The sequence below is a fragment of the Streptomyces novaecaesareae genome, assembly GCF_000716875.1.
GTDB classification, from domain to species: Bacteria; Actinomycetota; Actinomycetes; order Streptomycetales; family Streptomycetaceae; genus Kitasatospora; species Kitasatospora novaecaesareae.
The window spans coordinates 21,914-44,683 of sequence record NZ_JNWQ01000033.1; the positions used below are offsets into that span (position 1 = coordinate 21,914).

At 74.0% G+C, this 22,770-nt stretch carries 25 protein-coding genes and 1 other RNA gene; 12 read left to right on the plus strand and 14 right to left on the minus strand.

Annotated elements, in window-relative coordinates; genetic code table 11:
* Nucleotides 1–66 precede the first annotated feature (66 nt).
* Together OP86_RS14755 and OP86_RS14760 are read left to right on the plus strand one after the other, a co-directional pair.
* Entirely contained in the window at nucleotides 67–1,086 is a 1,020-nt protein-coding gene (locus OP86_RS14755) for an ATP-binding cassette domain-containing protein (protein WP_033331960.1), read from the plus strand.
* Nucleotides 1,083–1,898: an ABC transporter permease gene (locus tag OP86_RS14760; protein WP_030056939.1), complete on the plus strand. Its 816-nt coding sequence runs from the start codon at nucleotides 1,083–1,085 to the stop codon at nucleotides 1,896–1,898. The genes OP86_RS14755 and OP86_RS14760 overlap by 4 nt, the downstream gene beginning before the upstream one ends.
* Nucleotides 1,899–2,113: 215 nt before the next feature.
* Here OP86_RS14760 and OP86_RS14765 read toward each other — a convergent pair whose 3' ends face one another.
* Complete coding sequence (locus OP86_RS14765) at nucleotides 2,114–5,500, minus strand: AfsR/SARP family transcriptional regulator (RefSeq protein WP_030056938.1); 3,387 nt, start codon at nucleotides 5,498–5,500, stop codon at nucleotides 2,114–2,116.
* Between the two features lie 194 nt (nucleotides 5,501–5,694).
* Here OP86_RS14765 and OP86_RS14770 point away from each other — a divergent pair, with 194 nt between their 5' ends.
* Entirely contained in the window at nucleotides 5,695–6,510 is an 816-nt protein-coding gene (locus tag OP86_RS14770; protein ID WP_030056937.1) for a site-2 protease family protein, read from the plus strand.
* A gap of 11 nt (nucleotides 6,511–6,521) precedes the next feature.
* Here OP86_RS14770 and OP86_RS14775 read toward each other — a convergent pair whose 3' ends face one another.
* Together OP86_RS14775 and npdG are read right to left on the minus strand one after the other, a co-directional pair.
* Nucleotides 6,522–6,713 (minus strand): hypothetical protein, encoded by a 192-nt coding sequence (locus tag OP86_RS14775; RefSeq protein WP_030056936.1) that lies wholly within the window; start codon nucleotides 6,711–6,713, stop codon nucleotides 6,522–6,524.
* 130 nt (nucleotides 6,714–6,843) lie between these two features.
* On the minus strand, nucleotides 6,844–7,536 hold the full coding sequence (gene npdG / locus OP86_RS14780; protein WP_030056935.1) for an NADPH-dependent F420 reductase: 693 nt from the start codon (nucleotides 7,534–7,536) through the stop codon (nucleotides 6,844–6,846).
* A 47-nt stretch (nucleotides 7,537–7,583) separates the two neighbouring features.
* On the opposite strand from npdG, the gene OP86_RS14785 reads away from it, so the two are divergent.
* Entirely contained in the window at nucleotides 7,584–8,189 is a 606-nt protein-coding gene (locus tag OP86_RS14785) for a hypothetical protein (RefSeq protein WP_030258814.1), read from the plus strand.
* A gap of 37 nt (nucleotides 8,190–8,226) precedes the next feature.
* Here the strand turns inward: OP86_RS14785 and OP86_RS14790 are convergent, their stop codons facing one another.
* Entirely contained in the window at nucleotides 8,227–8,490 is a 264-nt protein-coding gene (locus OP86_RS14790) for a type II toxin-antitoxin system RelE family toxin (protein WP_030056932.1), read from the minus strand.
* Nucleotides 8,483–8,752, minus strand: a complete 270-nt coding sequence (locus OP86_RS14795; protein ID WP_030056931.1) for a type II toxin-antitoxin system Phd/YefM family antitoxin — start codon at nucleotides 8,750–8,752, stop codon at nucleotides 8,483–8,485. Before OP86_RS14795 ends, OP86_RS14790 begins: the two co-directional genes overlap by 8 nt.
* A gap of 106 nt (nucleotides 8,753–8,858) precedes the next feature.
* Here OP86_RS14795 and OP86_RS14800 point away from each other — a divergent pair, with 106 nt between their 5' ends.
* Nucleotides 8,859–10,196 carry an MFS transporter gene (locus OP86_RS14800; protein WP_030258818.1) on the plus strand — a complete coding sequence of 446 codons (1,338 nt, stop codon included), beginning with the start codon at nucleotides 8,859–8,861 and terminating at the stop codon, nucleotides 10,194–10,196.
* A 2-nt stretch (nucleotides 10,197–10,198) separates the two neighbouring features.
* On the opposite strand, the gene OP86_RS14805 is transcribed toward OP86_RS14800, so the two are convergent.
* Nucleotides 10,199–10,426, minus strand: coding sequence for a hypothetical protein (locus OP86_RS14805; protein ID WP_030056928.1), 228 nt, complete (start codon nucleotides 10,424–10,426; stop codon nucleotides 10,199–10,201).
* 118 nt (nucleotides 10,427–10,544) lie between these two features.
* On the opposite strand from OP86_RS14805, the gene map reads away from it, so the two are divergent.
* Complete coding sequence (map, locus tag OP86_RS14810) at nucleotides 10,545–11,390, plus strand: type I methionyl aminopeptidase (protein ID WP_030056927.1); 846 nt, start codon at nucleotides 10,545–10,547, stop codon at nucleotides 11,388–11,390.
* 18 nt (nucleotides 11,391–11,408) lie between these two features.
* Here the strand turns inward: map and OP86_RS14815 are convergent, their stop codons facing one another.
* The gene (locus tag OP86_RS14815) at nucleotides 11,409–12,110 is read right to left on the minus strand and encodes a bifunctional DNA primase/polymerase (RefSeq protein ID WP_030056926.1); all 702 of its coding nucleotides are present in this window, start codon (nucleotides 12,108–12,110) and stop codon (nucleotides 11,409–11,411) included.
* A gap of 454 nt (nucleotides 12,111–12,564) precedes the next feature.
* Between OP86_RS14815 and OP86_RS14820 the strand changes: the two genes are divergently transcribed.
* Together OP86_RS14820 and OP86_RS14825 are read left to right on the plus strand one after the other, a co-directional pair.
* The gene (locus tag OP86_RS14820) at nucleotides 12,565–12,795 is read left to right on the plus strand and encodes a hypothetical protein (RefSeq protein ID WP_033331962.1); all 231 of its coding nucleotides are present in this window, start codon (nucleotides 12,565–12,567) and stop codon (nucleotides 12,793–12,795) included.
* Nucleotides 12,796–12,836: 41 nt separating this feature from the next.
* Nucleotides 12,837–13,034, plus strand: coding sequence for a hypothetical protein (locus OP86_RS14825; protein WP_030056924.1), 198 nt, complete (start codon nucleotides 12,837–12,839; stop codon nucleotides 13,032–13,034).
* 79 nt (nucleotides 13,035–13,113) lie between these two features.
* On the opposite strand, the gene OP86_RS14830 is transcribed toward OP86_RS14825, so the two are convergent.
* Nucleotides 13,114–13,788: a PadR family transcriptional regulator gene (locus OP86_RS14830; protein ID WP_418952630.1), complete on the minus strand. Its 675-nt coding sequence runs from the start codon at nucleotides 13,786–13,788 to the stop codon at nucleotides 13,114–13,116.
* Nucleotides 13,789–13,986: 198 nt separating this feature from the next.
* Here OP86_RS14830 and OP86_RS14835 point away from each other — a divergent pair, with 198 nt between their 5' ends.
* Nucleotides 13,987–14,379, plus strand: a complete 393-nt coding sequence (locus tag OP86_RS14835; RefSeq protein WP_030056922.1) for an ACT domain-containing protein — start codon at nucleotides 13,987–13,989, stop codon at nucleotides 14,377–14,379.
* Nucleotides 14,380–14,502: 123 nt separating this feature from the next.
* On the plus strand, nucleotides 14,503–14,760 hold the full coding sequence (locus OP86_RS14840; RefSeq protein ID WP_030056921.1) for a hypothetical protein: 258 nt from the start codon (nucleotides 14,503–14,505) through the stop codon (nucleotides 14,758–14,760).
* A gap of 40 nt (nucleotides 14,761–14,800) precedes the next feature.
* On the opposite strand, the gene rnpB is transcribed toward OP86_RS14840, so the two are convergent.
* The 3 genes from rnpB to OP86_RS14850 all read right to left on the minus strand — a co-directional run bounded on the left by rnpB (nucleotide 14,801) and on the right by OP86_RS14850 (nucleotide 18,265).
* Nucleotides 14,801–15,199, minus strand: an RNA gene (gene rnpB, locus OP86_RS33575) — RNase P RNA component class A.
* Nucleotides 15,200–15,212: 13 nt separating this feature from the next.
* On the minus strand, nucleotides 15,213–16,715 hold the full coding sequence (locus OP86_RS14845) for an MFS transporter (protein ID WP_234435017.1): 1,503 nt from the start codon (nucleotides 16,713–16,715) through the stop codon (nucleotides 15,213–15,215).
* 86 nt (nucleotides 16,716–16,801) lie between these two features.
* The gene (locus OP86_RS14850; RefSeq protein WP_030258825.1) at nucleotides 16,802–18,265 is read right to left on the minus strand and encodes an RNB domain-containing ribonuclease; all 1,464 of its coding nucleotides are present in this window, start codon (nucleotides 18,263–18,265) and stop codon (nucleotides 16,802–16,804) included.
* Between the two features lie 190 nt (nucleotides 18,266–18,455).
* Here OP86_RS14850 and OP86_RS14855 point away from each other — a divergent pair, with 190 nt between their 5' ends.
* Nucleotides 18,456–18,908 carry a DUF3995 domain-containing protein gene (locus tag OP86_RS14855; protein ID WP_063832382.1) on the plus strand — a complete coding sequence of 151 codons (453 nt, stop codon included), beginning with the start codon at nucleotides 18,456–18,458 and terminating at the stop codon, nucleotides 18,906–18,908.
* Nucleotides 18,909–18,918: 10 nt separating this feature from the next.
* Complete coding sequence (gene yaaA, locus OP86_RS14860; protein WP_030258828.1) at nucleotides 18,919–19,704, plus strand: peroxide stress protein YaaA; 786 nt, start codon at nucleotides 18,919–18,921, stop codon at nucleotides 19,702–19,704.
* 49 nt (nucleotides 19,705–19,753) lie between these two features.
* On the opposite strand, the gene OP86_RS14865 is transcribed toward yaaA, so the two are convergent.
* Genes OP86_RS14865 through OP86_RS14875 form a run of 3 tightly spaced genes read right to left on the minus strand, consistent with a single transcriptional unit; the run spans nucleotide 19,754 to nucleotide 22,504 of the window.
* Complete coding sequence (locus OP86_RS14865) at nucleotides 19,754–20,896, minus strand: bifunctional RNase H/acid phosphatase (protein ID WP_030258830.1); 1,143 nt, start codon at nucleotides 20,894–20,896, stop codon at nucleotides 19,754–19,756.
* A 4-nt stretch (nucleotides 20,897–20,900) separates the two neighbouring features.
* The gene (locus OP86_RS14870; protein WP_030056913.1) at nucleotides 20,901–21,644 is read right to left on the minus strand and encodes a zinc ribbon domain-containing protein; all 744 of its coding nucleotides are present in this window, start codon (nucleotides 21,642–21,644) and stop codon (nucleotides 20,901–20,903) included.
* A gap of 23 nt (nucleotides 21,645–21,667) precedes the next feature.
* Complete coding sequence (locus OP86_RS14875) at nucleotides 21,668–22,504, minus strand: Nif3-like dinuclear metal center hexameric protein (protein ID WP_030258833.1); 837 nt, start codon at nucleotides 22,502–22,504, stop codon at nucleotides 21,668–21,670.
* Between the last annotated feature and the right edge of the window lie 266 nt (nucleotides 22,505–22,770).

Here is a 22,770-nt window from a genome sequence, read left to right on the forward strand (position 1 = left end):
AGCGGGCCGTCCGGGCCGCGGCCGCGCTGACAGGGGGCTGACAGCCGGGGCGGACAACCTGATGGCATGACACGAATCGCCACCGCCCGGAACGACCGGGGAAGCGCCGCGGGCAACGCCGTCGAGGTCCACGGCATCGTCAAGCACTACGGCGCCACCAAGGCCCTCGACGGGGTCGACCTCACCGTGCAGGAGGGCACCGTCCTCGGTGTGCTCGGCCCCAACGGCGCCGGCAAGACCACCCTGGTGCGCGTTCTCTCCACCCTGATCAAGCCGGACGCCGGCACCGCGTTCGTCGGCGGCTACGACGTCCTGCGCCAGCCCAAGCAGCTGCGCCGCACGATCGGCCTCACTGGCCAGTACGCCTCCGTCGACGAACTGCTCTCCGGGTACGAGAACCTCTACCTGATCGGCCGCCTCCTCGACCTCCCCCGCCGCGAGGCCAAGGCCCGCGCGACCGAGCTGCTGGAGCGCTTCTCGCTCACCGAGGCCGCCAAGCGGCCCGCCAAGACCTACTCCGGCGGCATGCGCCGCCGCCTCGACCTGGCCGCCAGCATGATAGGCCGCCCCCGGGTGCTCTACCTGGACGAGCCCACCACCGGCCTGGACCCGCGCACCCGCAACGAGGTCTGGGACGAGGTGCAGCGGATGGTCGCCGAGGGCACCACCGTGCTGCTCACCACCCAGTACATGGAGGAGGCCGAGCAGCTCGCCGACGAGCTGACCGTCATCGACCGCGGCAGGGTGATCGCCAACGGCCTGGTGGCCGACCTCAAGGCCAAGGTCGGCGGCCAGACCCTGCAGGTCCGCCCGGTCGACCCGGGCGAGCTGCCCCGGATGGCCCGCTGCCTGCACGACACCGGGATCACCACCGCCACCTACTCCGCCGACACCGGCCTGCTCGCGGTGCCGATCACCGGCGAGGAGCAGCTGACCGCGGTGATCGGCGTGCTCGGCGGCCACGGCTTCGCGATCGCCGGCATCGACACCAAGGTGCCCAGCCTCGACGAGGTCTTCCTCGCCATCACCGGCAAGCCCGCCTCCGCGGACGCCGCCCCCAGCCTCGTCAAGGAGCCCGTCGCATGACCACCGCCACGCTCGCCCCCGCCGTCCGGGCGGAGGACTCCCGGATCGGCCTGGCCGGCACCCTGCGCCACGTCGGCGCACTGACCCGGCGCAACCTGATGCGGATCAAGGCTGACCCGGAGTCGATGTTCGACGCCGTGCTGATGCCGATCATCTTCACCGTCCTGTTCGTCTACGTCTTCGGCGGGGCGATGGCCGGCAGTCAGGACGACTACCGGCAGTACCTGGTCCCCGGCCTGCTCGGGCAGACCGGCCTCACCCTCGCGATGGCCGTCGGCACCGGTCTCAACACCGACTTCCAGACCGGGGTGATGGACCGCTTCCGGACCCTGCCGATCGGCCGGGCCTCCGTCCTGCTGTCCAAGATCGTCGCCGAGACCCTCCGGGGGCTGCTCTCCTTCGCGATCCTGATCGGCTTCGCGATGTGCATCGGCTTCGAGGTCAGGACCGGCCCCCTGGAGGTGCTGGCCACGATCGGCCTGGCCCTGCTGTTCGGCATGTCGATCGTCTGGATCTCGATGCTGCTGGGCATGGCGCTGCGCAGCGCCCAGGCCGTCCAGGGCGTGGCCATGCTGGTCCTGATGCCGATGCAGTTCGGCAGCTCGATCTTCGCCAGGACCGACACCATGCCGGGCTGGCTGCAGTCCTTCACCAAGATCAACCCGCTGTCGGCGCTGGCCGACGCCTCGCGCGCGCTGCTCAACGGCGAGGGGGCGGTGGCCCACCCGGTGATGATCGTGCTGGTCTGGTCCGCCGCCGTCACCGCGGTCTTCGCGCCGCTCGCGGTCGCCCGCTTCCGCAAGCGGACCTGACCTCCGGACCACCGTCGGCCCGCCTCCGGGAGGGCCGACGGACGGGGGGCCGGCCGCCCGGGACAGGCGCCGGCCGTCGTACGGGCCCGGCGGGCCGGTGACCAGGGGACGGACACCGGCCCGCCGGGCCCACACCTGTCGGGGGGGGGCAGTGCCTGGTCGGGCAGTGCCCGGTCGGGCAGTGCCCGGTCGGGCAGTGCCCGGTCGCGCAGCGCCTAGTCGAGCAACTCCGCCAGCAGGGCCTGGGTCTGGTCCTGCGTCATCCCGTCGCCGCGGCCGTAGGCCTCCTCGTACGCGGCGTCGCCCAGCAGCTCCCGCAGGGCGGCCGCCGACCGCTCGCGCTCGACGCGGTCCAGGTAGCCGCCCTTCGGGCCGTTCAGTCCGCTGTGCGCACCCAGCAGGAGCGCCGCGAGCCCGGCCCGCTCCAGGTCCCGGTCGCGTTCGGCGAACACCCGCAGCACCCCGACCACGGCCGGCACCACCATGACCGTCATCTGCTGCACGAAACCGTTGGCCGTGACCGAGCGCAGCGTCCGCCGGCCCTCGCGGAGCAGTTCGAGCCCCTGCTCAGGCTCTCCGGCCCGGGCCGTGATCCAGCCCCGGGCCGCGCTCAGCAGCCCGGCGACGACACTCGGCGCGAAGAAGTCGATCTTGGCCAGGTGCAGCCGGTCCAGCTCGGCCAGGGCCTGCGCGTACTCGCCGCGTTGGGCGTGCACGCCGCAGAGCGTCAGGTGGCCGAACAGCCAGGCCCCGGTGCCGGACTGGTTCATGCCCGAGGAGTCGAGGTCCGCCAGCGCCTCCCGGACGACCCGCTCGCCGCGCTCCAGGTCCAGCTCCAGCAGGGCGTTGCCGAGGTTCACCTGCAGCATCGGCACCTCCTGCGGTGCCCCCAGTTGCTCGGCCAGCTCGATCGCCCGCTCGTACGCGGCGGCGGCGGCCTCCGGCTCGCCCCGGTTGGCCAGCGCCTCGCCCTGCGCGGACAGCGCCTGGGAGATCCCCCAGAGGTTGCCGGCCTGCCGGTACAGCTCCAGGGAGCGCTCGCCGTCCAGGACGCCCTGCTCCTCCCCGCCCGGCCAGTCGTTCATCACCTTGGCCCTGAGCTGCAGGATGAACGCCATGTCGTTGGCGCCGCCGTGGCGCTCGCAGCCCTCGACGGCCTCGTCGAGCAGTTCCTTCATCACGTCCACCCGGCCGGCCAGGAAGGCGCCGAAGACCCGCATCAGACCGGGGAAGCGGTAGGCCTGCGGCAGCTCCGGAGTGTAGGCGTCCAGGAGCCGCTGGGCGACCTCGACGGCCCGCGGGTCGCCGAGCACCTCCAGGTTCCCCTCGAAGAGCCCGATCAGCCGGTACATCGCGAGCAGTCGGCGGGCCTCCTCGACCACCCCCTCGGGCATCGGCAGGCCGTACGCGAGCACGTTGCGCTCCAGCGGCACCGGCGGCGGGACGTCCGGGCCGAACGGGTCCGGGCCCAGCGCGGCCACCGCGTTGTACCAACTCCTGGCCTCCAGGCTGTAGTTGCGCAGCGACCAGTACCAGCTCATGCCGAGGGCGAGGGTCAGCGCCTGCTCCTCGTCCCAAAGGTCGATCGCGCGGCGCAGCGCGGCCCGGATGTTGTCCAGCTCGCGCTCCAGCACGGTCAGGCAGTGCAGCTGCCGGGGGCCGTGGACCTGCAGGTCGGCGTCGACCACCACGGAGCGGAAGTGCGCCAGGTGGCGGGCCTCGGTGGCGGCGCGCTCGGCGGCGGACGCGGCGAGGCGCTCGGTCGCGTACTCGTGGATGGTCTCCAGCATCCGGTAGCGCGGCAGGCTGGCACCGTCCAGGTCGGCGACCAGCAGGGACTTGTCGACCAGTGACAGCAGCAGGTCGGCGACCTCCCCCGGGGGCACCTCGACGCCGTCGGCGCAGACCGCCTCGGCGTCCTCCAGCTGCCAGCCGCCCGCGAACACCGAGAGCCGGCTCAGCACCGCCCGCTCCCGCTTGCCCAGCAGGTCCCAGCTCCAGTCGACCACCGCGCGCAGGGTCTGCTGGCGCGGCAGCAGGGTGCGGCTGCCCGCGGTGAGCAGCGCGAACCGGCCGTCCAGCCGGTCGGCTATCTGGCGGGCCGTCATCACCCGTAGCCGGGCGGCGGCCAGTTCGATGGCCAGCGGCAGCCCGTCCAGGCGGCGGCAGATCTCCGCGCAGGCCTCCGGCTCGCCCTGCGGATCGAAGCCCGGACGGGCGGCGGCGGCACGCTCGGCGAACAGCTGCAGCGCGACCGGGTCGGGCAGCGGCTCGACCGGTAGCACCGTCTCGCCGGGCACGCCGAGCGGCTCGCGGCTGGTGGCCAGCACGGTCAGCCCGGGGCACTCGGCGAGCAGCACGTCGACGAGGTCGGCGGCGGCCTGGATCAGGTGCTCGCAGTTGTCCAGGACGAGCAGCATCCGGCGGTGCCCGCAGTACTCGACGAGTCGGCGCAGCGGGTTCTCGACGCGCTTCTCCATCACCTCGGCGACCATGCTGGCGCTGTGCAGCACGATCTCGCGCAGGCCGAGCGCCGAGACCACGGCGGCGGGCAAGGCCTCCGGGCTCTCCAGCGGGGCGAGTTCGGCCACCCAGACGCCGTCCGGCCAGGTCCCGGCGGCCTGTTCGGCCCGGCCGGCCTCGACCGAGAGGCTGGTCTTGCCGGAGCCGCCGGGGCCGGTCAGGGTCACCAGCCGACGCTCCGTCAACAGGTCGCGCAGCGAGGCGAGATCGGACTCCCGGCCGACGAAGCTGGTCAGTCGGCCGCGCAGGTTGCCGCCGGCGCGCGGGAGTTGGGCGGCGGGCTCCGGCTTCGGCGCCGGCTCCGGCGTCGACATCGGTGCCGACATCGGCGCCGGACTCGAACTCGACTCCGGCGCCTGCTCCGCCACCGGGGCGAGCAACTCGGCGTGGAGGGCCTGGAGTTGACGGCCCGGGTCGACACCCAGCTCATCGACCAGGGCCCGCCTGGTCCGCTCGTAGTGGCGCAGCGCCTCGGCCGTCCGGCCGCTCGCGTGCAGGGCCCGGATCATCAGCAGTTGCAGCGGTTCGTCCAGCGGCTGGCGCTCGCACAGCTCGGCGAGCTCGGCCACCAGCTCGGCCGCCCGGCCGAGCCCGAGGTCGGCGGTGATCCGGTGGCGGCGGACCTCCTCCCGCTGGGCCTCCAGCCGGGCGCCCGGGCCGGTGCGGTCCGGCAGGTCGGCGAGGGCGGGGCCGCGCCACAGTGCCAGGGCGGCGCGCAGCCGCTCGGCGGCGAGCACGTGGTCCCCGGCGTCCAGGGCGCGGCGGCCCTCGGCGGTCAGCCGCTGGAAGTCGGCGAGGTCGGTGGCGGGGCCGGTCAGCCAGTAGCCGGCCGGGCCGGAGCCGACCTCCTCCCGGCCGATGGTGCGGCGCAGTCGGCCGACCAGGGTCTGCAGCGCGGCGGAGGAGTCCTGCGGCGGCTCGGCGTCCCAGACCTCGTCCACCAGCAGGTCGGCCGGCACCGGGCGCCCCTGCCGCAGGGCCAGTGCGGTCAGCAGCGCCCGCAGCCGGGCGCCGCCGAGCGGTACCGGGGTGCCGTCGTCGTGGTGGGCCGTGGTCGTACCGAGGATCCCGTAGTGCACCGGACCATTCTGGTCGATCGGCGAGGATGGGGGCGCACAATTGTGCGTAGCCCCCGTACGCGCACGGGAACGCGGAGGAACACGGCCGGGCGGCCGGACGTTCATCCGGAGCGGCTTGTCCGGTCACGGCCCGCCCGGCATGATCGAGCCCGACCCGTTCCACCCCTTCCCTCTGCCCACGGAGCACCCACACCATGACCTTCGCCGCCACGCCGCGCTCCCGCAGCGAGGACCGCCGGATCAGCCCGGTGTTCTGGGTGCTCCTCGCCATACTCGGCACCTCCGGCTGGGCGGTGTACGCGGGCTACGGCAACGCGTCCTTCGGGGTGTTCCTGTTCGTCGTCGCGGGCTGGATGGTCTCGCTCTGCCTGCACGAGTACGCCCACGCCCGCACCGCGCTGCACGGCGGCGACATCACCGTCGGCGCCAAGGGCTACCTCACGCTCAACCCGCTGAAGTACGCCAACGTGCTGCTCAGCTTCGTGCTGCCGATCGTCTTCGTGATCCTCGGCGGCATCGGCCTGCCCGGCGGCTCGGTCTGGATCGAGCGGCACCGGATCCAGGGCCGGCTCAAGCACAGCCTGATCTCGGCGGCCGGCCCGCTGGTCAACCTGCTGATCGCGGCGGCGCTGCTGATCCCGATCGGCGCGGGCTGGCTGGACGACCCGACGGTGCACGCGTTCTGGAACGGCTACGAGCTGACCATCTCGCCGTTCTCCGGCGCGCTCGGCTTCCTCGGCTTCCTGCAGCTCAGCGCGGCGGTGCTGAACCTGCTGCCGGTGCCGGGCCTGGACGGCTACGGCATCGTCGAGCCCTGGCTGTCGTACAAGACCCGGCGCGCGGTCGAGCCGTTCGCGCCGTACGGGATGCTCGCGGTGTTCGCGCTGCTGTGGCAGCCCGAGGTGAACTCGTTCTTCTTCGGGATCGTCCACGACCTGATGAACCTCTTCGGCGTGGACCAGGACTACGCGACGCTCGGCCGGTACCTGTTCAGCTTCTGGAAGAACTAGGGCGTGTCTGTTCAGCCCTGCTCGGCCGCCGCCGCGGCCTCGGCGATCTTCGCCCGGCGGCGGTTCAGCCACAGCACGTTGCTGGCCACACCGGCCATCGGCAGCCAGATCAGGCCCAGCCAGAAGCCCTGGGTCAGCGAGAAGACGGCGGCGGCCAGCGCGAGGACGACGACGATCAGGGCGAGCAGGGACGTGCGGGGCATGGCGGAAGGCTCCTAGAACGGGTGCGGCCGACCGGGTCGCGGCCGCCACCCATTGTCGCCGACCTCACCTCCGGGACGGGCCCAGGGGTGAGGTCGACACGGGTGAGGTCGACACTGCGGAACCGGCGGATCACACGTCGGTGATCCGCAGGCCCGCGTGGGCCTTGTAGCGGCGGTTGACCGAGATCAGGTTGGCCACCAGCGCCTCGACCTGGTGGGCGTTGCGCAGCCGGCCCGCGTAGATGCCGCGCATGCCGGGGATCCGGGCGGCCAGGGCGCGCACCACGTCGGTGGCGGCGCGCTCGTCGCCGAGCACCATGACGTCGGTGTCGATCGCCTCCACCGACTCGTCCTGCAGCAGCACCGCCGAGAGGTGGTGGAAGGCGGCGGTGACCCGGGAGTCCGGCAGCAGCGCGGCGGCCTGCTGGGCGGCGCTGCCCTCCTCCGGCGTCAGCGCGTACGCGCCCTGCTTGTCGAAGCCGAGCGGGTTGACGCAGTCGACGACGATCTTGCCGGAGAGTTCCTCGCGCAGCGCGGTCAGGGTGGCGGCGTGGCCGTCCCACGGGACCGCGATGATCACCACGTCGCTCTCCCGGGCGACGGTGGCGTTGTCGGCGCCGCGCACGCCGAGGCCGAGTTCGGCGGCCGAGGCCTCGGCCCGGGCGGCGTCGCGGGAGCCGATGATCACCTGCTGGCCGGCCTTGGCCAGCCGCAGGGCCAGGCCCCGCCCCTGGTCGCCGGTGCCGCCGAGGACGCCGACCACCAGCTGTGAGACGTCCGGCAGTTCGTGGGCCGGGTTTGTCGCTGAATCGAGGGAAGTCATGGGCCGATCCTGCCAAATCCCCGGCCCGGCGCGACATCCTGGCCCGCATGGACGCGGTGAGAGTTTCGGCACTCCGGGAGCGGCTGACGGGCACGGGCTGGCTGGAGGCGGTCGGCGGCTTCGCCGGTTCGCTGCGGCGCTCGGTGGAGCGGCGCGGGGCCGCCGGGCTGCTGCTGGTCGGCACCGAGGCGTACGAGCCCTGGCACCTGGCCGCCCACCTGGAGGACGAGGCCGCCTGGTCGGCCGTCCCCCGGCTGGCGCCCACCCTGCTGCGGCACCGTCCGCCGGCGGGCGCCCCGGCCCACCTGGCGCACGACCTGCGGCGGCTCGCCGAGGCCGGGCGCGGCGCCACCGTCCTGCTGGTGGCCCCGGAGGCGGCCGGGGCCCCGCTGCTGGAGCGGGTGCACGACGCCCGGCGGCAGGGCGCGACCGTCCTGGCGCTGGACGGCGCGGCCGCCGCCGAGCCGGGCGACCTCGGCGGGCTCGCGCACGAGCGGCTGGCCGTCGGCACCGCCGCCGAGGAGCCCTTCGACCTCGCCCAGCACCTGGTCAGCGCCGCCGCGGGCCACCCGCCCGGCCACCGCACCGCCCTGAACCGCCTGGCCGCCCTCGCCGCCCGGCTGACCTCCGCCCCCACGATCAGCCGCTGGTAGGCCCGATCGCGCGCGGTTGGTCACGAACGCTGCGTCATCACGTGTGGTAGACCGTGGAACGGTGGCCGACATGGACGACCCACACCACCAGCTGTCCGTCGTCGATCGTGTAGATGATTCGGTAGTCGCCCACGCGCAGGCGTCGGCGATCGGGCTGCGACACCAGCGCAGTGGTGCTGAAGCCGAACGGATCGCTTTCCAGCTCCGTCAGCTTGGCCAGGATACGAAGCGCCATGTCGCGGGGGATCTTCCGGAGTTCGGCCTGAGCCTCCGGCCGGAAGACGGTCCGGTAGTCACTCACTGCGGGCCAGCGTCTCCCTCATGACGTCCTCGATGGCAATGCCCGGCGAGGAGTTGGCCATGCGTTCGTCGATGATCCGGTTGATCTCCCGCTCTTCCCACTCCTGGTACTTCCGCAGGACCTCGATCGACACGACGGCGGCGACCTCCTTTCCGCGGCGCGTGATCACGGTGGGCACGTCATCCCGGTCGGCCCGCTCGACGACCTCGGCCAGGTGCGCGCGGACGTCGCGGATCGACTCTATGGGCAACGGTTGCGTCATGCGCCCAAGCGTACAGGGTGTCCCATGTGTACACAACGGTTATCGGTCGCGCGCGGCTGGAAAACCCTTTGCGGGAGCGGGGGCCGCCGTCTCAGGATGATGGTTCGTGAACGTCGACGAACCCCCGCATCCCCCCACGCCCGGGCGGGCCCGGGCGCTGCTGCGCTCGCTGACGCCCGATCTCGCGCCCTGGCGTGCCTCGCGCGACTTCCGCTACCTCTGGACGTCCGGCTGCGTCACCAGCTTCGGCAGCTTCCTGACCCTCGTGGCCGTGCCGATGCAGATCAAGGAGCTCACCGACTCCTCCCTCGCGGTCGGCCTGGTCGGCGCCGTCGAACTCGTCCCGCTGATCGTCTTCGGCCTCTGGGGCGGCGCCCTCGCCGACGCCCTGGACCGCCGCAGGCTGGTGCTGCGCGCCGAGGCCGCGCTCGGCCTGCTGGCCGGGCTGCTGCTGCTCAACGCCCTGCTGCCGCACCCGCTGCTCTGGCCGATCTACCTGGTCGCCGCGCTGGTCGCGGCCGCCGACGGCCTGCAGCGCCCGGCGCTGGACTCGCTCACCCCGCGGATCGTCCCGCACCAGCACCTGACCGCCGCGTTCGCCCTCAAGTCCCTGTACCACAACGCCGCTTCGGTGGCCGGGCCGGCGCTGGCCGGTGTCGTGGTGGCCTTCGCCGGGGTGCAGACCGCGTACGCGCTGGACGTGCTCACCTTCGCCGTCTCGCTGCTGCTGCTCGTCCGGATCAAGGCCGTCCCGCCGCCCACCGGTGCCGAGCGGCCGTCGGTACGGGCGGTGCTCACCGGCGTCCGGTACGCCTGGAGCCGCAAGGACCTGCTCGGCACCTACGCGATCGACGTCTGCGCCATGCTGTTCGCCTACCCCGTGGCCGTCTTCCCGTTCCTGGCCTCGGACTTGGGCGCGGACTGGGCGCTCGGCCCGATGTACGCGGCCTCCGCGGCCGGCGCCCTGCTGGTCGGGGCGACCAGCGGCTGGACGTCCCGGATCCACCGGCACGGGCGGCTGCTGGTCGCCGCCGCCGTCGCCTGGGGTGCGGCGATGGCACTCGCCGGGCTGTCCGGGAGCATCTGGCTGGTGCTGCTCGGGCTGGCGCTGGCCGGCGGCGCCGACGAGATCAGCGGGCTCGCCCGGTCGACCATGTGGAACCAGTCGATCCCGGACGAGGTCCGCGGCCGGATGGCCGGTGTGGAGCTGCTCAGCTACTCCGTCGGCCCCCAGCTCGGCCAGGTCCGGGCCGGCACGATGGCCGGGCTGGTCGGGGTGCGCGCCGCCGTCTGGACGGGCGGTGTCGCCTGCGTCGTCGCCGTCCTCGCGGTCGCCGCCGCGCTGCCGAGGCTGCTCGCCTACGACGACCGCACCGACCCGCACGCCGCCGCCGTCCGTGCCGAGCACGAGCGGGCGCAGCGGGAGGCGGCCGCTGCGGCGTGACGCTACTGCGCGCGGTCCTCCGGCTTGTCGCTCCACCGCGGGTCGTTGCTCCACTCCCGGTTGCGCTCGTCCGCGATCCGCAGCGCCTGGGCGGCCTCCTCGGGGCTGTCGTACGGCCCGAGGCGGTCCTTCGCCGGGCACTCCGGGCCCTCCTCGACCTTGTTGTGCTTGATGCAGTAGAACCACTCGCCGGGCTTGCCGGTCGGCTTTCGGTGGAATCCGAGGGGCATGGCGCTCTCCCGTTCAGACGGCTGGCGTTCAGAGGTTGGGTCGGTACCGATCATTCCCCGCCCCGGGCCGCCCTGCACACCGCCCACCCCTGCGACACCCGCGACTAGACTCGCGGCCATGGCTCTCGTACCCGGCATCCAGTCCCCCACCCGCAAGGTCCCGGCGCACATCGCGCGTCCCGAGTACGTCGGGCGGCCCGCTCCGACGCCGTACACCGGGCCCGAGGTGCAGACCGCCGAGACGGTCGAGAAGATGCGGATCGCGGGCGGGATCGCCGCCCGGGCGATGGAGGAGGCGGCGAAGCTCATCGCCCCCGGCGTCACCACGGACGCGCTGGACGCCGTCGCCCACGAGTACATGTGCGACCACGGCGCCTACCCGTCCGACCTCGGCTACCGCGGCTTCCCCAAGTCCGTCTGCACCTCGATCAACGAGGTGATCTGCCACGGCATCCCGGACTCGACGGTGCTGCAGGACGGCGACATCGTCAACATCGACGCCACCGCCTACATCCACGGGGTGCACGGCGACCTCAACGCCACCTACCTGGTCGGCGACGTGGACGAGGAGTCCCGGCTGCTCGTCGAGCGCACCCGGGAGTCCCTCAACCGGGCGATCAAGGCGGTCAAACCGGGCCGTCAGATCAACGTCATCGGACGGGTCATCGAGTCCTACGCCAAGCGCTTCGACTACGGCGTGGTGCGGGACTTCACCGGACACGGCATCAACACGTCGTTCCACTCCGGCCTGATCGTCCCGCACTACGACAGCGAGCGGGCCACCGAGGTGATCAAGCCGGGCATGACCTTCACCATCGAGCCGATGCTGACCCTGGGCACCTACGACTACGAGATCTGGCCGGACGGCTGGACGGTCGTCACCAAGGACCGCAAGCGCACCGCCCAGTTCGAGCACACCCTGGTGGTCACGGCGGACGGCGCGGAGATCCTCACCCTGCCGTAGGTCAGCCCCGGAGCCCCGTCAGCCGATGAGCCACTGCTCCTCGGCGACGGCGCCCACCTCGGTGCAGGCGTCGGTCAGCACGTCCAGGACGCGCAGCGGGTCCGGCAGCGGCTGCTCGGGCCCGCGCAACCACCGCACCTGGGAGCCGTCCGGCAGCGCGGCCGGCGGGAGCAGGGTGTACGAGCCGCGGCAGTGCCAGCGCAGGCCGGGGTGCTCGGACATGGTGTCGGGGGTGGAGTCGAGCGCGCTTGGCCACCACTCGTCCTCGTCCTGCGGGGTGCCGCGGGTGGCGGTGAAGAACAGGTACCGGTCCTCGCCGACGGCGGCGACCGGGCCTTCGACGCCCAGTGCGGTCAGCCGCTCCAGCGCCAGCCGTCCGGCCTCGGCCGGGACGTCCAGGACGTCGTGCACCCGGCCGGTGGCAGTGATGAAGTTGGCCTGCGGGTCGCGGGCGAGCCAGCGGGACAGCTGCTCGGGGTCGGTGGTGGCCTGCGTCTGCCAGGCGAAGGAGACCGGGTGCTGGGCCGGGGCCGGACAGGCCACCCGGTCGCAGGAACATCGGTAGCCGGCCGGGTGTGCGGCCGGGGCGAGCGGGAATCCGGCGCGCGCGGCGCCGAGCAGCTGGTCCAGCCCTTCGGCCGGACCGTCCGGGCCCCCCGCCCGAACCCGCTGACGATCACGCTTCTGCCACCAGGTCGTCCACCTGCCGCCGGCTTCCATCGGGCCCCTTCCGCGCAACTGCCGTGCCTGGTGCGACACAGCGTTCGACGTACCACTCCGACGCAACGCGCGGCGCCCCCCACTGCTTCCCGGGAGTGCTCGGCCCTGCCGTCCGCGCCCTGTCGGCCGCGGCCCGGGGTCACCGGACGGCCGACGCCCGGGTCACGGTACGCAGTCACGGCAGCATGCTGTCCGCGCCAATTCGGCCGGAGGGCGCGCGGATCCGCGCCTCGCCCGGCCCGTACGGGGCCCGCTGACCCGGGGGAACCCCGAGGGCGTACAGGAAAGGATAGGGGTGCGCGGGGCCTCCGGATGACCGGGGGCGGTGCCTCTCCGGTCACACTCCCGTGCGCACCCCGGGCACACTCCCGGCACGCGGCCCTCACCAGGCCTCCCGCTCCCCGTCCCACCCGGGTGTTCCCGGTCACGCTCGCGGGGGTGAGACCCTGGGGGGATGAAGAGCGCGGACACCGAATTCGTCGGCGGCCCCCTGGACGGGCGGATCCTGCCGATCCCGCTGGGGCCGATGCTCGGCGTGCCCAGGAAGTACAAGGTCCCGGTCCCCGCGCACGGCGAGGCTGCCGCGCGCACACTGGTGTACGTCCGGGCCAAGCAGGTACGGGGCCTGAGCTGGTTCTGGCGCTACGAGTACGACGAGGCGGCCACCGCCAAGGCCTCCGCCTGACGGCCGCCCGCTTCCTCCGCAGTCCCCCCGGGGAGGTCGGCATGGCGAGGACGGTACGGCACCCGAGGGACCGCTCCCGGGCGGTCGCCCACCACAACCGGCAGGTCGCCGCGGTCACCGGGGTGCTGCTGCTGGTGGTGTGCCTCTACAGCGTGGCCATCGGGCCCGACGGCTGGCTCTGGTTCGGCTGGGGGGTGCTGCTGCTCGTCAGCGTGGCGCTGTTCCTGGTCCGCCCCTGAGCAGCAGCACCGCCCGTCGTGCCGGCGCCTCTCCCCCTCGCCGGCCGGTCTCCCTCGCCGGTTGGTCCCCCCTCGCCGGTCAGTCATCCTCGGCGAGGATGAGGTACAGCTTCTTGCGGGCCTCGGTCAGCACGGCCAGGCCCTTGGCGCGCTGCGCCTCGGTGCCGGTCCGCATGACCTGCTGGACGGCCTGCTCGACCGCGGCGAGCGCCTGACCGACTTCCTGGACGGCCTCCCAGTCGACCTCCCGGCCGGCCTCGGCCCACGGCTCCGCCGGCCCGGCCTCGGCCTCGACCCGGCCCGCCTCGGTGAGCGAGACCAGCCGCTTGCCGCCGACCTCCTCCGCGGTGATCAGGCCCTCCTCCTCCAGCAGCTGGAGGTTGGGGTAGATCGAGCCCGGGCTGGGCCGCCAGGCCCCGCCGGTCCGCTCGGCGATCTCGGCGATCATCTCGTAGCCGTGCATCGGCCGCTCCTTGAGCAGCGCCAGCAGCGAGGCGCGGACGTCACCGCGCCGGGCCCTGCCACCGCGCCGCCCGTGCGGGCCGCCGCGCCGCCCGCCGTGCCCACCGAAGCCGTGCCCGAACGGGCCGCCCATCGGCCGGCCGGGGCCGGGGCCGCCGAACGGCGGGCCGAACCCGCCGAACGCCTCCCGGCCCCCGAAGCCCTCCCCGGGCATCCCCCGGAACTCCGACCCCGGCCCGCGCCGGCGACCGCCGCCGGGGCCCTCTCCGCGAAATCGCATTCCTGAGCGCATGGCGCCCACCTCCTGGTTCTCCGAACCACTTCGCCGAAACAGTCGAGTTACTGTCTCGATAGTTCGACGATATATCGGTGACTGTCGCTCGTCAACGGTTTACCGATAGCCCGCCGACTGCCGCCCGACCACCGCCCGGCGACCCCGACACGGCCAACACCCGGGCGCGTCCGGCGCCCAGCCGCTACGGTGACGGGCATGGCCGGAGAACGAGATCTTGCGACGCTGCTGCGCGGGATGCGCCCGCTGCTCAACCCGGGGCGGTACGTGTACTGCACGCTCCCCGCGAAGGTGCCCGCCGGCATGCGTCCGGTGGTGACGGTCGCCGAGCCCGAGGGGGTGACGGTGGTGGTCGCCCAGGAGGAGGCGGACGCGCTCGGGCTGCGCTACGAGTTCGTGGCGGCCTGGATCACCCTGCAGATCCACTCGGCGCTGGAGGCCGTCGGGCTGACCGCGGCCGTGGCCGGGCGGCTCGCCGAGGAGGGGATCAGCTGCAACGTGGTGGCCGGCTTCCACCACGACCACCTGTTCGTCGCCGCCGACGACGCCGAACGCGCCGTCCGCGCCCTGGCGGAGCTCTCCGAGCGATAGGGACGGCAAGACACGCCCTGGGGCTCTCTGACAGTCCCGCCGGGTGGCCGCCGCCGACCGGGCCTTCGACACTGGGAACAGCCGCCCCGCCGGGGGCGGCCCCACCGGAAGGAGACGGCCGCCATGGCCATCTGCGTCACCTGCGGCAACGACTACTGGCTGGCCTTCGAGATCAAGACGGTCACCGGCGACACCTACACCTTCGACAGCTTCGAGTGCGCGATGGAGAAGCTCGCGCCGCGCTGCGAGCAGTGCAACGTCCGCATCGTGGGCCACGGCGTCGAAGTGGCCGGGATGTTCTTCTGCTGCGCGAACTGCGCCAGGGTCAACGGCGGCCTCGGCGAGCAGATCCGCGACGCCGTCGGCGCGCACCCCGCGTAGCCGGGGCGCGGCCCCGCCCGGTCACCGGGCGGGAAGGGGGCGGAAGAGTCGGCCTGTACGCCGGGTTCTGTCTCCCGGGTTGCTTGCGCGGCCCGGGGAGGCGGCCATCCATCTAGGGCTGCCGTTGCCGACAGCCTCGTGCGGTCCACCCGCGGACTCGGGCGAGCAGCCTTCAATCGTCCGCGCACGGCGCCCGCAGGCGCCGATCTTGACCTTGCTCCAGGTGGGGTTTACCTAGCCGGCCGGGTCACCCCGGTCGCTGGTGGTCTCTTACACCACCGTTTCACCCTTACCCACCACGAAAAGCGGTGGGCGGTCTGTTTTCTGTGGCACTGTCCCGCGGGTCACCCCGGGTGGGCGTTACCCACCACCCTGCTCTGTGGAGCCCGGACGTTCCTCGGCGGGTCCGATGACCCGTCGCGACCGCCCGGCCGACTCTTCCGCCGTAGTGGTCATCGTAGCCGCTCGGGCGGTGCCTCCCGTACACCGGACCGGACGGCCGGCGGCTCGCCGCCGAGGCGGGCGGCCACCCGGGCGGCCGTCGCGCTCGCCCAGGCGGTGGTGACGGCGAGGCCGAGGACGAGGATCGCGCCGCCGAGGCCGACCAGGATCCACCAGCCGGCGTGGCTGGCCGGGGCGAAGCCCGTCGCGACCGGGCCGACCACGGCCGAGGTGACGACCGTGCCGATCACCGCCACGCCCAGCGACTGGCCGACCTGACGGCTGGTCGAGGCGACCGCAGCCGCCACGCCCGCCTGGGCGCGTGGCATCCCGGAGACGGCGGCGTTGGTGATCGGCGCGTTGACCATGCCGAAGCCGAAGCCGAACAGCGCGTACGCGACCAGCAGCAGCGCCGGCGGGGAGTCGGCGGCCAGGCGGGTCAGCAGCACGCCGCTCGCGGCGAGGCCCAGCCCGGCCGCGACCAGCGGCAGGCGCGGGCCCCGGCTGCCGACGATCCGTCCGGACAGCGGCGCACAGACCAGCATCATCCCGGCCATCGGCAGCGTCCACAGGCCCGCCTCGACCGGGCCGTAGTGCCGGACGTCCTGGAGGTAGAGGGTGTTGAGGAAGAGGAAGCCGCCGAGCGCGGCGAAGGCGCAGACCGCGGTGACGGTGGCGCCGGCGAACGGCGCGCTGGCGAAGAACCGCGGGTCCACCAGCGGCTCCGCCACCCGCCGCTCCCAGAGCGGGAAGGCGACCAGCGCGGCCAGCGCGGCCGCGGCGAGGGCGAGGATCAGCGGGGAGGTCCAGCCGTTGGCCGGGCCCTCGATGATCGCGGCGGTGCCGCAGCCGAGCAGCACGACCATCAGCAGCTGCCCCACCGGGTCCAGTCGGCGCGGCCGGGGCGAGCGGGACTCCGGCACGAAGCGGGCGGTCAGCAGGATCGCGGCCAGCGCCACCGGGACGTTGATCAGGAAGATCGACGGCCAGCCCGCGCCGTCCACCAGGAAGCCGCCGAGCAGCGGGCCGAGCGCCATCGAGATGCCGACCACGCCGCCCCAGACGCCGATCGCCCGGGCCCGCTCCCTCGGGTCGGTGAAGGTGTTGGTGATGATCGACATCGCCACCGGGTTGAGCATCGAACCGCCCACCGCCTGCAGCGCCCGGAACGCCACCAGCCACTCCAGGCTCGGCGCCAGGCTGCACAGCAGCGAGCCCAGCGCGAAGCACACCAGCCCGGTCTGGAACACCCGGCGGCGGCCGAACCGGTCCGCCACCGAGCCGAACAGCATCAACAGCGAGGCCAGCACCAGGGTGTAGGCGTCGATGATCCACTGCAGCCCGGAGGCCGGGGCGTCCAGGTCCCGCTGGATCGCCGGCAGGGCGATGTTCACCACGGTGTTGTCGAGGCCGACGATGAACAGGCTCAGGCAGCAGATCGCGAGGACGAGCAGCCGGCGGCGGCGCCCGGACGCGGGCGCGGGCGCGGTGGTGAGGGGCAGGGCTTCGGGCACGGACCGATCCTCCCACCACGCGGCGGCGCCGGGCAGACCGGACGGACCGTACGGGTCGCGGGCCGGACCGCCGGCGAACACAGGCCCTAGACCGCCGCGAAGCGGACGGTCCGGGTGGCCGGGTCCGCCGTCGTCAGCCGGACGTCGATCACCCGGCCGAGCGGCAGCCGGCCCGCGTCGCCGTCGGCCTTCGCCTCGCAGCGGGCCCGTACGGCCGGGTCGCGCAGTTGCACGGTGCCGGTGGCGGGCCGCTTCTCGTCCACGTCGATGACCACCGCGGAGAAGCCCTCGCCCTCCCGGCCCGCCAGCAGCTCCGCCTCCACCAGGTCCACGCAGGCGCGTTCGACCTCCCCCGCGCGGCGGTCCCCGCTCGCCATCAGCGCCGGAACGGCCGGCAGCGCCTCCCGCGCCCAGCTCGGCACGTCCTCCCCCGCCGCCACCGCCGCGCACACCTCCTGCGCGAAGCGGTCGCCGAGCCGGCGCAGCGGCGCGGTGCAGTGCGCGTACGGGGCGGCCAGCGCGGCGTGGTCCGGCTCGGGGGGCGCGGGCAGGCCGCGGGCTTCGTCGAAGGCGTGGTAGCCGGCGCCGCGCAGCAGGCCGGTGCAGGCGTTGAGGAAGGCGGCGTTCAGCGGGACGTCCGGGTCCAGGGAGCGGATCAGCTCCGGGTACGGGAGCGCCTGCGGCCACTCCACGTCCAGGGCGGCGGCGATCCGGCGCAGCCGCTCGTACGCGACGGCGGGCGCGGCGGGCAGGGTGCGCAGCAGGCCGACGCCCGCGTCCAGCATCAGCTCGGCCGCGGCCATGCCGGTGAGCAGGGAGATCTGGGCGTTCCAGCCGTCGGCGGGGTTCGGCGCGCGGTAGCCGAGGACGTAGCCGTGCAGGGTCTCCTCGACCTCCTGCTCGGGCACCGGCAGGCTGATCCCGCCCCGGGCGCGCTCCTGCTCCTCGCGCAGGCGGCCGACGGTGGCGAGCAGGGCGAGCTGCTCGTCGGCGCCGCCCAGCTCCACCGCGCGCTGGACGGCGAGGTAGTCCAGCCGGCGGTGGGAGCGGACCAGGGCGCGGCGCAGGTCGGCGAGGACGACGGCGCCGTCGGCGTCCAGGTCGAGCTGCCAGAGCAGCGCGGGCCGGGGCTCGCCGGGGAGCAGGCTGGCGGCGTCCTCGGAGATCCGGGTGGGGTGCAGCGGGACGCGGTGGTCCGGGAAGTAGAGGGTCTCGACGCGGCGGCGGGCCTCGGCGTCGATCGCCCCGCCGGGGCGGACGAAGGCGGCGACGTCGGCGATCGCGTAGTACACGCGGTAGCCGCCGCCGGAGCGGTGGGTGAGGTGCATGGCCTGGTCGAGGTCGCGCGAGCCGGGCGGATCGACGGTGAACAGCGGCAGGTCGGTGGCGTCGTGCTCGGGCAGCCGGGGGCGCTCGGCGGCCTCCTCCGCCTCGGCGAGCACGGCCTGCGGCCACTCGGTGTGGATCTCCAGGCGGGTGCGGAGTTCGGTCAGCTCGGTGTTGATCCGGGCGGAGTCGGCGGCCTTGACGCGCAGTTTTCGGCGAGGCATGGAGGCAGCGTAGGGCGAATCGGGTGATTCCGGACGGAGGCTCAGCGCCCGGGCAGGACTTCGGGCCTTCGCCGCGGGCCCCACCGCGTCCTCGTGGCCCCCCGGTGGCGGGCCGCGGTGCGGCCGTCGACGGGGGTGTAAGGGTTCGTAGGGTGGAGGCAGGTGGGCTTCGGCGGAGGGGGTTCGGGTGATGAGCGGTGCGGTGCGGGTGGCGGGGGCCGCGGTGGCGGCGGTGTTGGGGGCGACCGGGGCGCTGCACGCGGTGTGGGCGGTGACGCCGTGGCCGTTGGGGACGCCGGAGGAGTTCGCGGACGCCGTGGTGGGGACGGGCGACGGGGTGCCGCCCGCGGCGGCGTGCGTCGCGGTGGCGGGGCTGCTGGGGACGGCCGCGTACCTGGTGGGGGCGGAGGCCGGGGTGCTGCCGGGGGTCGGGCCGGAGCGGTTGCGGCGGGCCGGGGTGCGGACGGTGGCCGGGGTGCTGCTGGCGCGCGGGGTCGGCGGGCCGGTGGTGTTCGGGCGGGTGTCCGAGCGGTCGGAGCGGTTCCGGCGGTTGAACGTGCGGTACTACTCACCCCTCTGTGTGGCTCTGGGGGCAGGAGCGGCGGCAGTAGGGTGGCGGGGTTCGTCCGCCACAAACTGTTGAGGAGTCCGCTGTGCTGGTGCTGTTGCCGCCCTCGGAGGGCAAGGCCGCGTCCGGTGACGGCGGGCCGGTGGAGCTGGACGGGCTGTCGCTGCCCGGGCTGACGGCGGCGCGCGGGGCGGTGCTGGACGCGCTGGTCGGGCTCTGCCGGGGCGACGAGGACGCCGCCGCCGAGGTGCTCGGCCTCTCCCCCGGGCTGCGCGGCGAGATCGCCAAGAACGCCGGGCTGCGGACGGCGGGTGCCCGCCCGGCGGGCGAGGTGTACACCGGGGTGCTGTTCGACAACCTCGGGCTGGCCACCCTGGACCCGGCCGCGTACGACCGGGCCGAGCGCTCGCTGCTGGTCTTCTCCGGCCTCTGGGGCGCCGTGCGGATCTCCGACCGGATCCCGTCCTACCGCTGCTCGATGGGCGTGAAGCTGCCCGGGCCGGGGGCGCTCGGGCCGTACTGGCGCGGCGCGATGGCCGCCGTGCTGCCGGAGGTGGCGGACGGGCTGGTGCTGGACCTGCGCAGTTCCGCGTACGCGGCGGCGTGGAAGCCGGCCGGTGAGGTGGCCGCCCGGACGGCGACCGTGCGGGTCCTGCAGGAGCGCAACGGCAAGCGCACCGTGGTGAGCCACTTCAACAAGGCGACCAAGGGCCGCCTCGTCCGGGACCTGCTGGTCGCCGGGGCCGAGCCGAAGACGCCCGGCGAGCTGATGGACGCGCTGCTGGAGCTGGGCCACCACGTCGAGCTGGCGGCGGAGGGCACGGCGCGCAAGCCGTGGCAGCTGGACGTGGTGGTCACCGAGGTGCACTGATCCGCTCCTGCTGGGCTGACCCGCCTTCCGCGGGTCAGTGCCGGGCAGGTCAGCGCAGGTGCGAGGTGTCGTTGAGCAGCCGCAGCGAGGCGTTGCCGTCCCCGTAGTACTGGACGGCGCAGATCGAGGCGGCGCTCAGCTCCATCCGGTACATCGAGTCCGGCGGGGCGCCGATCGCCAGCCGGACCAGCGTCTTGATCGGGCTGACGTGCGAGACCACCAGCACGGTCTTCCCCGCGTACCGGGCGATGATCTTGTCCCGGGCGACGCCCGCCCGGTGGGTGAGGGTGGTGAAGCTCTCGGCGCTGCCGGTCGGCTTGGCCTTGGCGGAGCCGAGCCAGGCCGACAGGTCGTCCGGGTACCGCTCCTGCACCTCGGCGAAGGTCAGGCCCTCCCAGTCGCCGAAGTCGACCTCGCGCAGCCCGTCCTCGTACCGGACCTCCAGGCCGAGCCGGGCGGCGACGGTCTCGGCGGTCTGCCGGGTGCGGAGCATCGGGGAGGCGACGACGGCCTGGATGCTGCCGCGCGCGGCGAGCGCCTCGGCGGCCCGCTCGGCCTGCCAGCGGCCCTTGTCGGAGAGCTCCGGGTCGGTGCCGCCGCTGCCGGAGAAGCGCTTCTCCGGGGTGAGCGGGGTCTCGCCGTGGCGCAGCAGGACGAAGGTGGTCGGGGTGCCGAGGTCGGCCGGGGCGGCCCAGCCGGCCTTGGGGGCGGCGGTCTCCAGCGGCGGCTCGTCCGCGACGGCGACGGCAGCGGCGGGCTTCCGGGGCTCCCACTGGCGCCCGGCCTTGCCCGCGTCCATCGCCTCGTTGGCCAGCCGGTCGGCGTCCTTGTTCCGCTCGCGCGGGATCCAGGTGTACGTGACCCGGCCGCGCGGGAGGACGGTGCGGGCCTCGGCGGCGAGCGGCTGCATGTCGGGGTGCTTGATCTTCCAGCGCCCGGACATCTGCTCGACGACCAGCTTGGAGTCCATCCGGACGTCCACCGAGGCGTCCGGGTCGAGCTCCCGGGCCGCCTTGAGGCCGGCGATCAGGCCCTTGTACTCGGCCACGTTGTTGGTGGCGTGGCCGATGAACTCGGCGGCTTCGGCGACGATCTGCCCGGTGTCCCCGTCGCGGACGACCGCGCCGTAGCCGGCCGGCCCCGGGTTGCCCCGGGACCCGCCGTCCGCCTCGACGATGAAGCGCGCCGCCATCGGATCAGACGCCCGCGTCGGCGGTGCGCACCAGGATCCGCGAGCAGTTCTCGCAGCGGACCACCTTGTCGGCGGGCTCGGCCTTGATGGCGTTGAGCTCGGTGATCGAGAACTCGGTGCGGCAGCCCTCGCAGCGGCGCTGGTAGAGGCGGGCCGCGCCGACGCCGCCCTGGGTCTCGCGCAGCTTGGTGTAGACCTTCAGCAGGTCGGCCGGGATGACGGCGGCGATGGTCTCGCGGTCGCGCTTGACCTTGTCGGCCTCGGCGTCGATCTCGGCGAAGGCGGCGTCACGGCGGCCCTCGGCCTCGGTGAGGACGACGGTGGAGTGCTCCAGGCGGGCGGACAGCTCCTCGACCCGGCTCTTGGCGCTCTCCTGGCGCTCCATGATCTCCAGCACGACCTCCTCCAGGTCGCCCTGGCGCTTGGCGAGCGAGCCGATCTCGTGCTGGAGGTTCTCCAGGTCCCTCGGCGAGGTGATCGCGCCGGAGTCCAGGCGCTGCTGGTTGCGGGCGGCACGGGCGCGGACCTGCTCGACGTCCTGCTCGGCCTTGGTCAGCTCGCGGGCGGTGTCGCCCTTCTGGGCCTCGGCGGCGACGACGAGGTCCTTGAGCGCGGTGTGGTCGGCGGTGGCCTTGTCGATCTCGGCGTGCTCGGGCAGGCTCCGGCGCCGGTGGGCCAGCTGGTCGAGCTTCGAGTCGATGGCCTGGAGGTCGAGCAGGCGGATCTGGTCGGCGGGCGCGGCGTTCAAGCGGAGAGCTCCTGTGAATCGGGTCAGGCGGTGAAGGACATGGGGGCGTGTGCGGTCCACGGGTCGGTGACCCGGTGGGAGACCTTGGTCTCCACGGCCCAGCCGCGCTTGTCCGCGGCGGACTGCAGGGCCCGCTCGGCCACGGCGAGCCAGGGCCACTCGGTGGCCCAGTGGGCGGCGTCGATCAGTGCGACGGGCGCCGCCTCGGCGGCCTCGGAGGCCGGGTGGTGGCGGAGGTCGGCGGTCACGTAGGCGTCCACGCCGGCCGCCCGTACGTCGGCGAAGAGGCTGTCGCCCGAGCCGCCGCACACGGCGACCCGGCTGACCAGCCGGTTCGGGTCGCCCGCGACGCGGACGCCGGCGGCGGTGGCGGGCAGGCCCTCGGCGACCTGCGCGGCGAACGCGGACAGGGTCAGCGGGGGCTCCAGCAGGCCGATCCGGCCGGTGCCGCGGCGGCCCAGCGGGTCGGTCGGGTCCGGCACCAGCGGGCCGGTCACCCGCAGGCCCAGGGCCTCGGCGAGGGCGTCCGAGACGCCCGGGTCGGCGTGGTCGGCGTTGGTGTGGGCGACGTGCAGGGCGATGCCGTTGGTGATCAGCGAGTGCACCACCCGGCCCTTGAAGGTGGTGGCGGCGACGCTGGTGGTGCCGCGCAGGTAGAGGGGGTGGTGGGTGACGACCAGGTCGGCGCCCCACTCCACGGCCTCGTCGACGACCGCCTGGACGGGGTCGACGGCGAACAGCACGCGGTTGACCTCGGCCTGAGGGTCTCCGCAGACCAGGCCGACGGCGTCCCAGGACTCCGCCCACTGCGGGGGGTAGACCTCTTCGAGGGCGGTGATGACGTCGGACAGTTTCGGCACCTGTCGAGACTACCGTGCGCGCGGGGGCGGTCGGGCCTCGGCCGTTCGGGGCCCGGCGTTCGAGCCGCTCCGGGCGGGGGTTCGGACGGGGGTGCCGTCGGCGTACGGATGCGCGTCAACCTGCGGCGAAGGCGCCCGACGCGGCCAGCAGGGGGGCGCACGCGGGCCCGCGCGGGCGTGCGCGCCGGTGCGCCGGGCGCCTATTGCTCACATCAGGGCTCTCGTACGAATTCGAAACCGCCCTGGGATCACCCTTACGAGTGAAG

Excerpts from the sequence above, each read along its gene's own strand:
- OP86_RS14755 (WP_033331960.1), top strand. The coding sequence starts at position 67 with ATGACACGAATCGCCACCGCCCGGAACGACCGGGGAAGCGCCGCGGGC.
- OP86_RS14820 (WP_033331962.1), top strand. The coding sequence starts at position 12,565 with ATGAAGAGCGCGGACACCGAATTCGTCGGCGGCCCCCTGGACGGGCGG.
- OP86_RS14830 (WP_418952630.1), bottom strand. The coding sequence starts at position 13,788 with ATGCGCTCAGGAATGCGATTTCGCGGAGAGGGCCCCGGCGGCGGTCGC.
- OP86_RS14795 (WP_030056931.1), bottom strand. The coding sequence starts at position 8,752 with ATGACGCAACCGTTGCCCATAGAGTCGATCCGCGACGTCCGCGCGCAC.
- map (WP_030056927.1), top strand. The coding sequence starts at position 10,545 with ATGGCTCTCGTACCCGGCATCCAGTCCCCCACCCGCAAGGTCCCGGCG.
- OP86_RS14850 (WP_030258825.1), bottom strand. The coding sequence starts at position 18,265 with ATGCCTCGCCGAAAACTGCGCGTCAAGGCCGCCGACTCCGCCCGGATC.
- OP86_RS14825 (WP_030056924.1), top strand. The coding sequence starts at position 12,837 with ATGGCGAGGACGGTACGGCACCCGAGGGACCGCTCCCGGGCGGTCGCC.
- OP86_RS14840 (WP_030056921.1), top strand. The coding sequence starts at position 14,503 with ATGGCCATCTGCGTCACCTGCGGCAACGACTACTGGCTGGCCTTCGAG.
- OP86_RS14835 (WP_030056922.1), top strand. The coding sequence starts at position 13,987 with ATGGCCGGAGAACGAGATCTTGCGACGCTGCTGCGCGGGATGCGCCCG.
- OP86_RS14865 (WP_030258830.1), bottom strand. The coding sequence starts at position 20,896 with ATGGCGGCGCGCTTCATCGTCGAGGCGGACGGCGGGTCCCGGGGCAAC.
- OP86_RS14770 (WP_030056937.1), top strand. The coding sequence starts at position 5,695 with ATGACCTTCGCCGCCACGCCGCGCTCCCGCAGCGAGGACCGCCGGATC.
- npdG (WP_030056935.1), bottom strand. The coding sequence starts at position 7,536 with ATGACTTCCCTCGATTCAGCGACAAACCCGGCCCACGAACTGCCGGAC.
- OP86_RS14805 (WP_030056928.1), bottom strand. The coding sequence starts at position 10,426 with ATGCCCCTCGGATTCCACCGAAAGCCGACCGGCAAGCCCGGCGAGTGG.
- OP86_RS14785 (WP_030258814.1), top strand. The coding sequence starts at position 7,584 with ATGGACGCGGTGAGAGTTTCGGCACTCCGGGAGCGGCTGACGGGCACG.
- OP86_RS14815 (WP_030056926.1), bottom strand. The coding sequence starts at position 12,110 with ATGGAAGCCGGCGGCAGGTGGACGACCTGGTGGCAGAAGCGTGATCGT.
- OP86_RS14775 (WP_030056936.1), bottom strand. The coding sequence starts at position 6,713 with ATGCCCCGCACGTCCCTGCTCGCCCTGATCGTCGTCGTCCTCGCGCTG.
- OP86_RS14760 (WP_030056939.1), top strand. The coding sequence starts at position 1,083 with ATGACCACCGCCACGCTCGCCCCCGCCGTCCGGGCGGAGGACTCCCGG.
- OP86_RS14855 (WP_063832382.1), top strand. The coding sequence starts at position 18,456 with ATGAGCGGTGCGGTGCGGGTGGCGGGGGCCGCGGTGGCGGCGGTGTTG.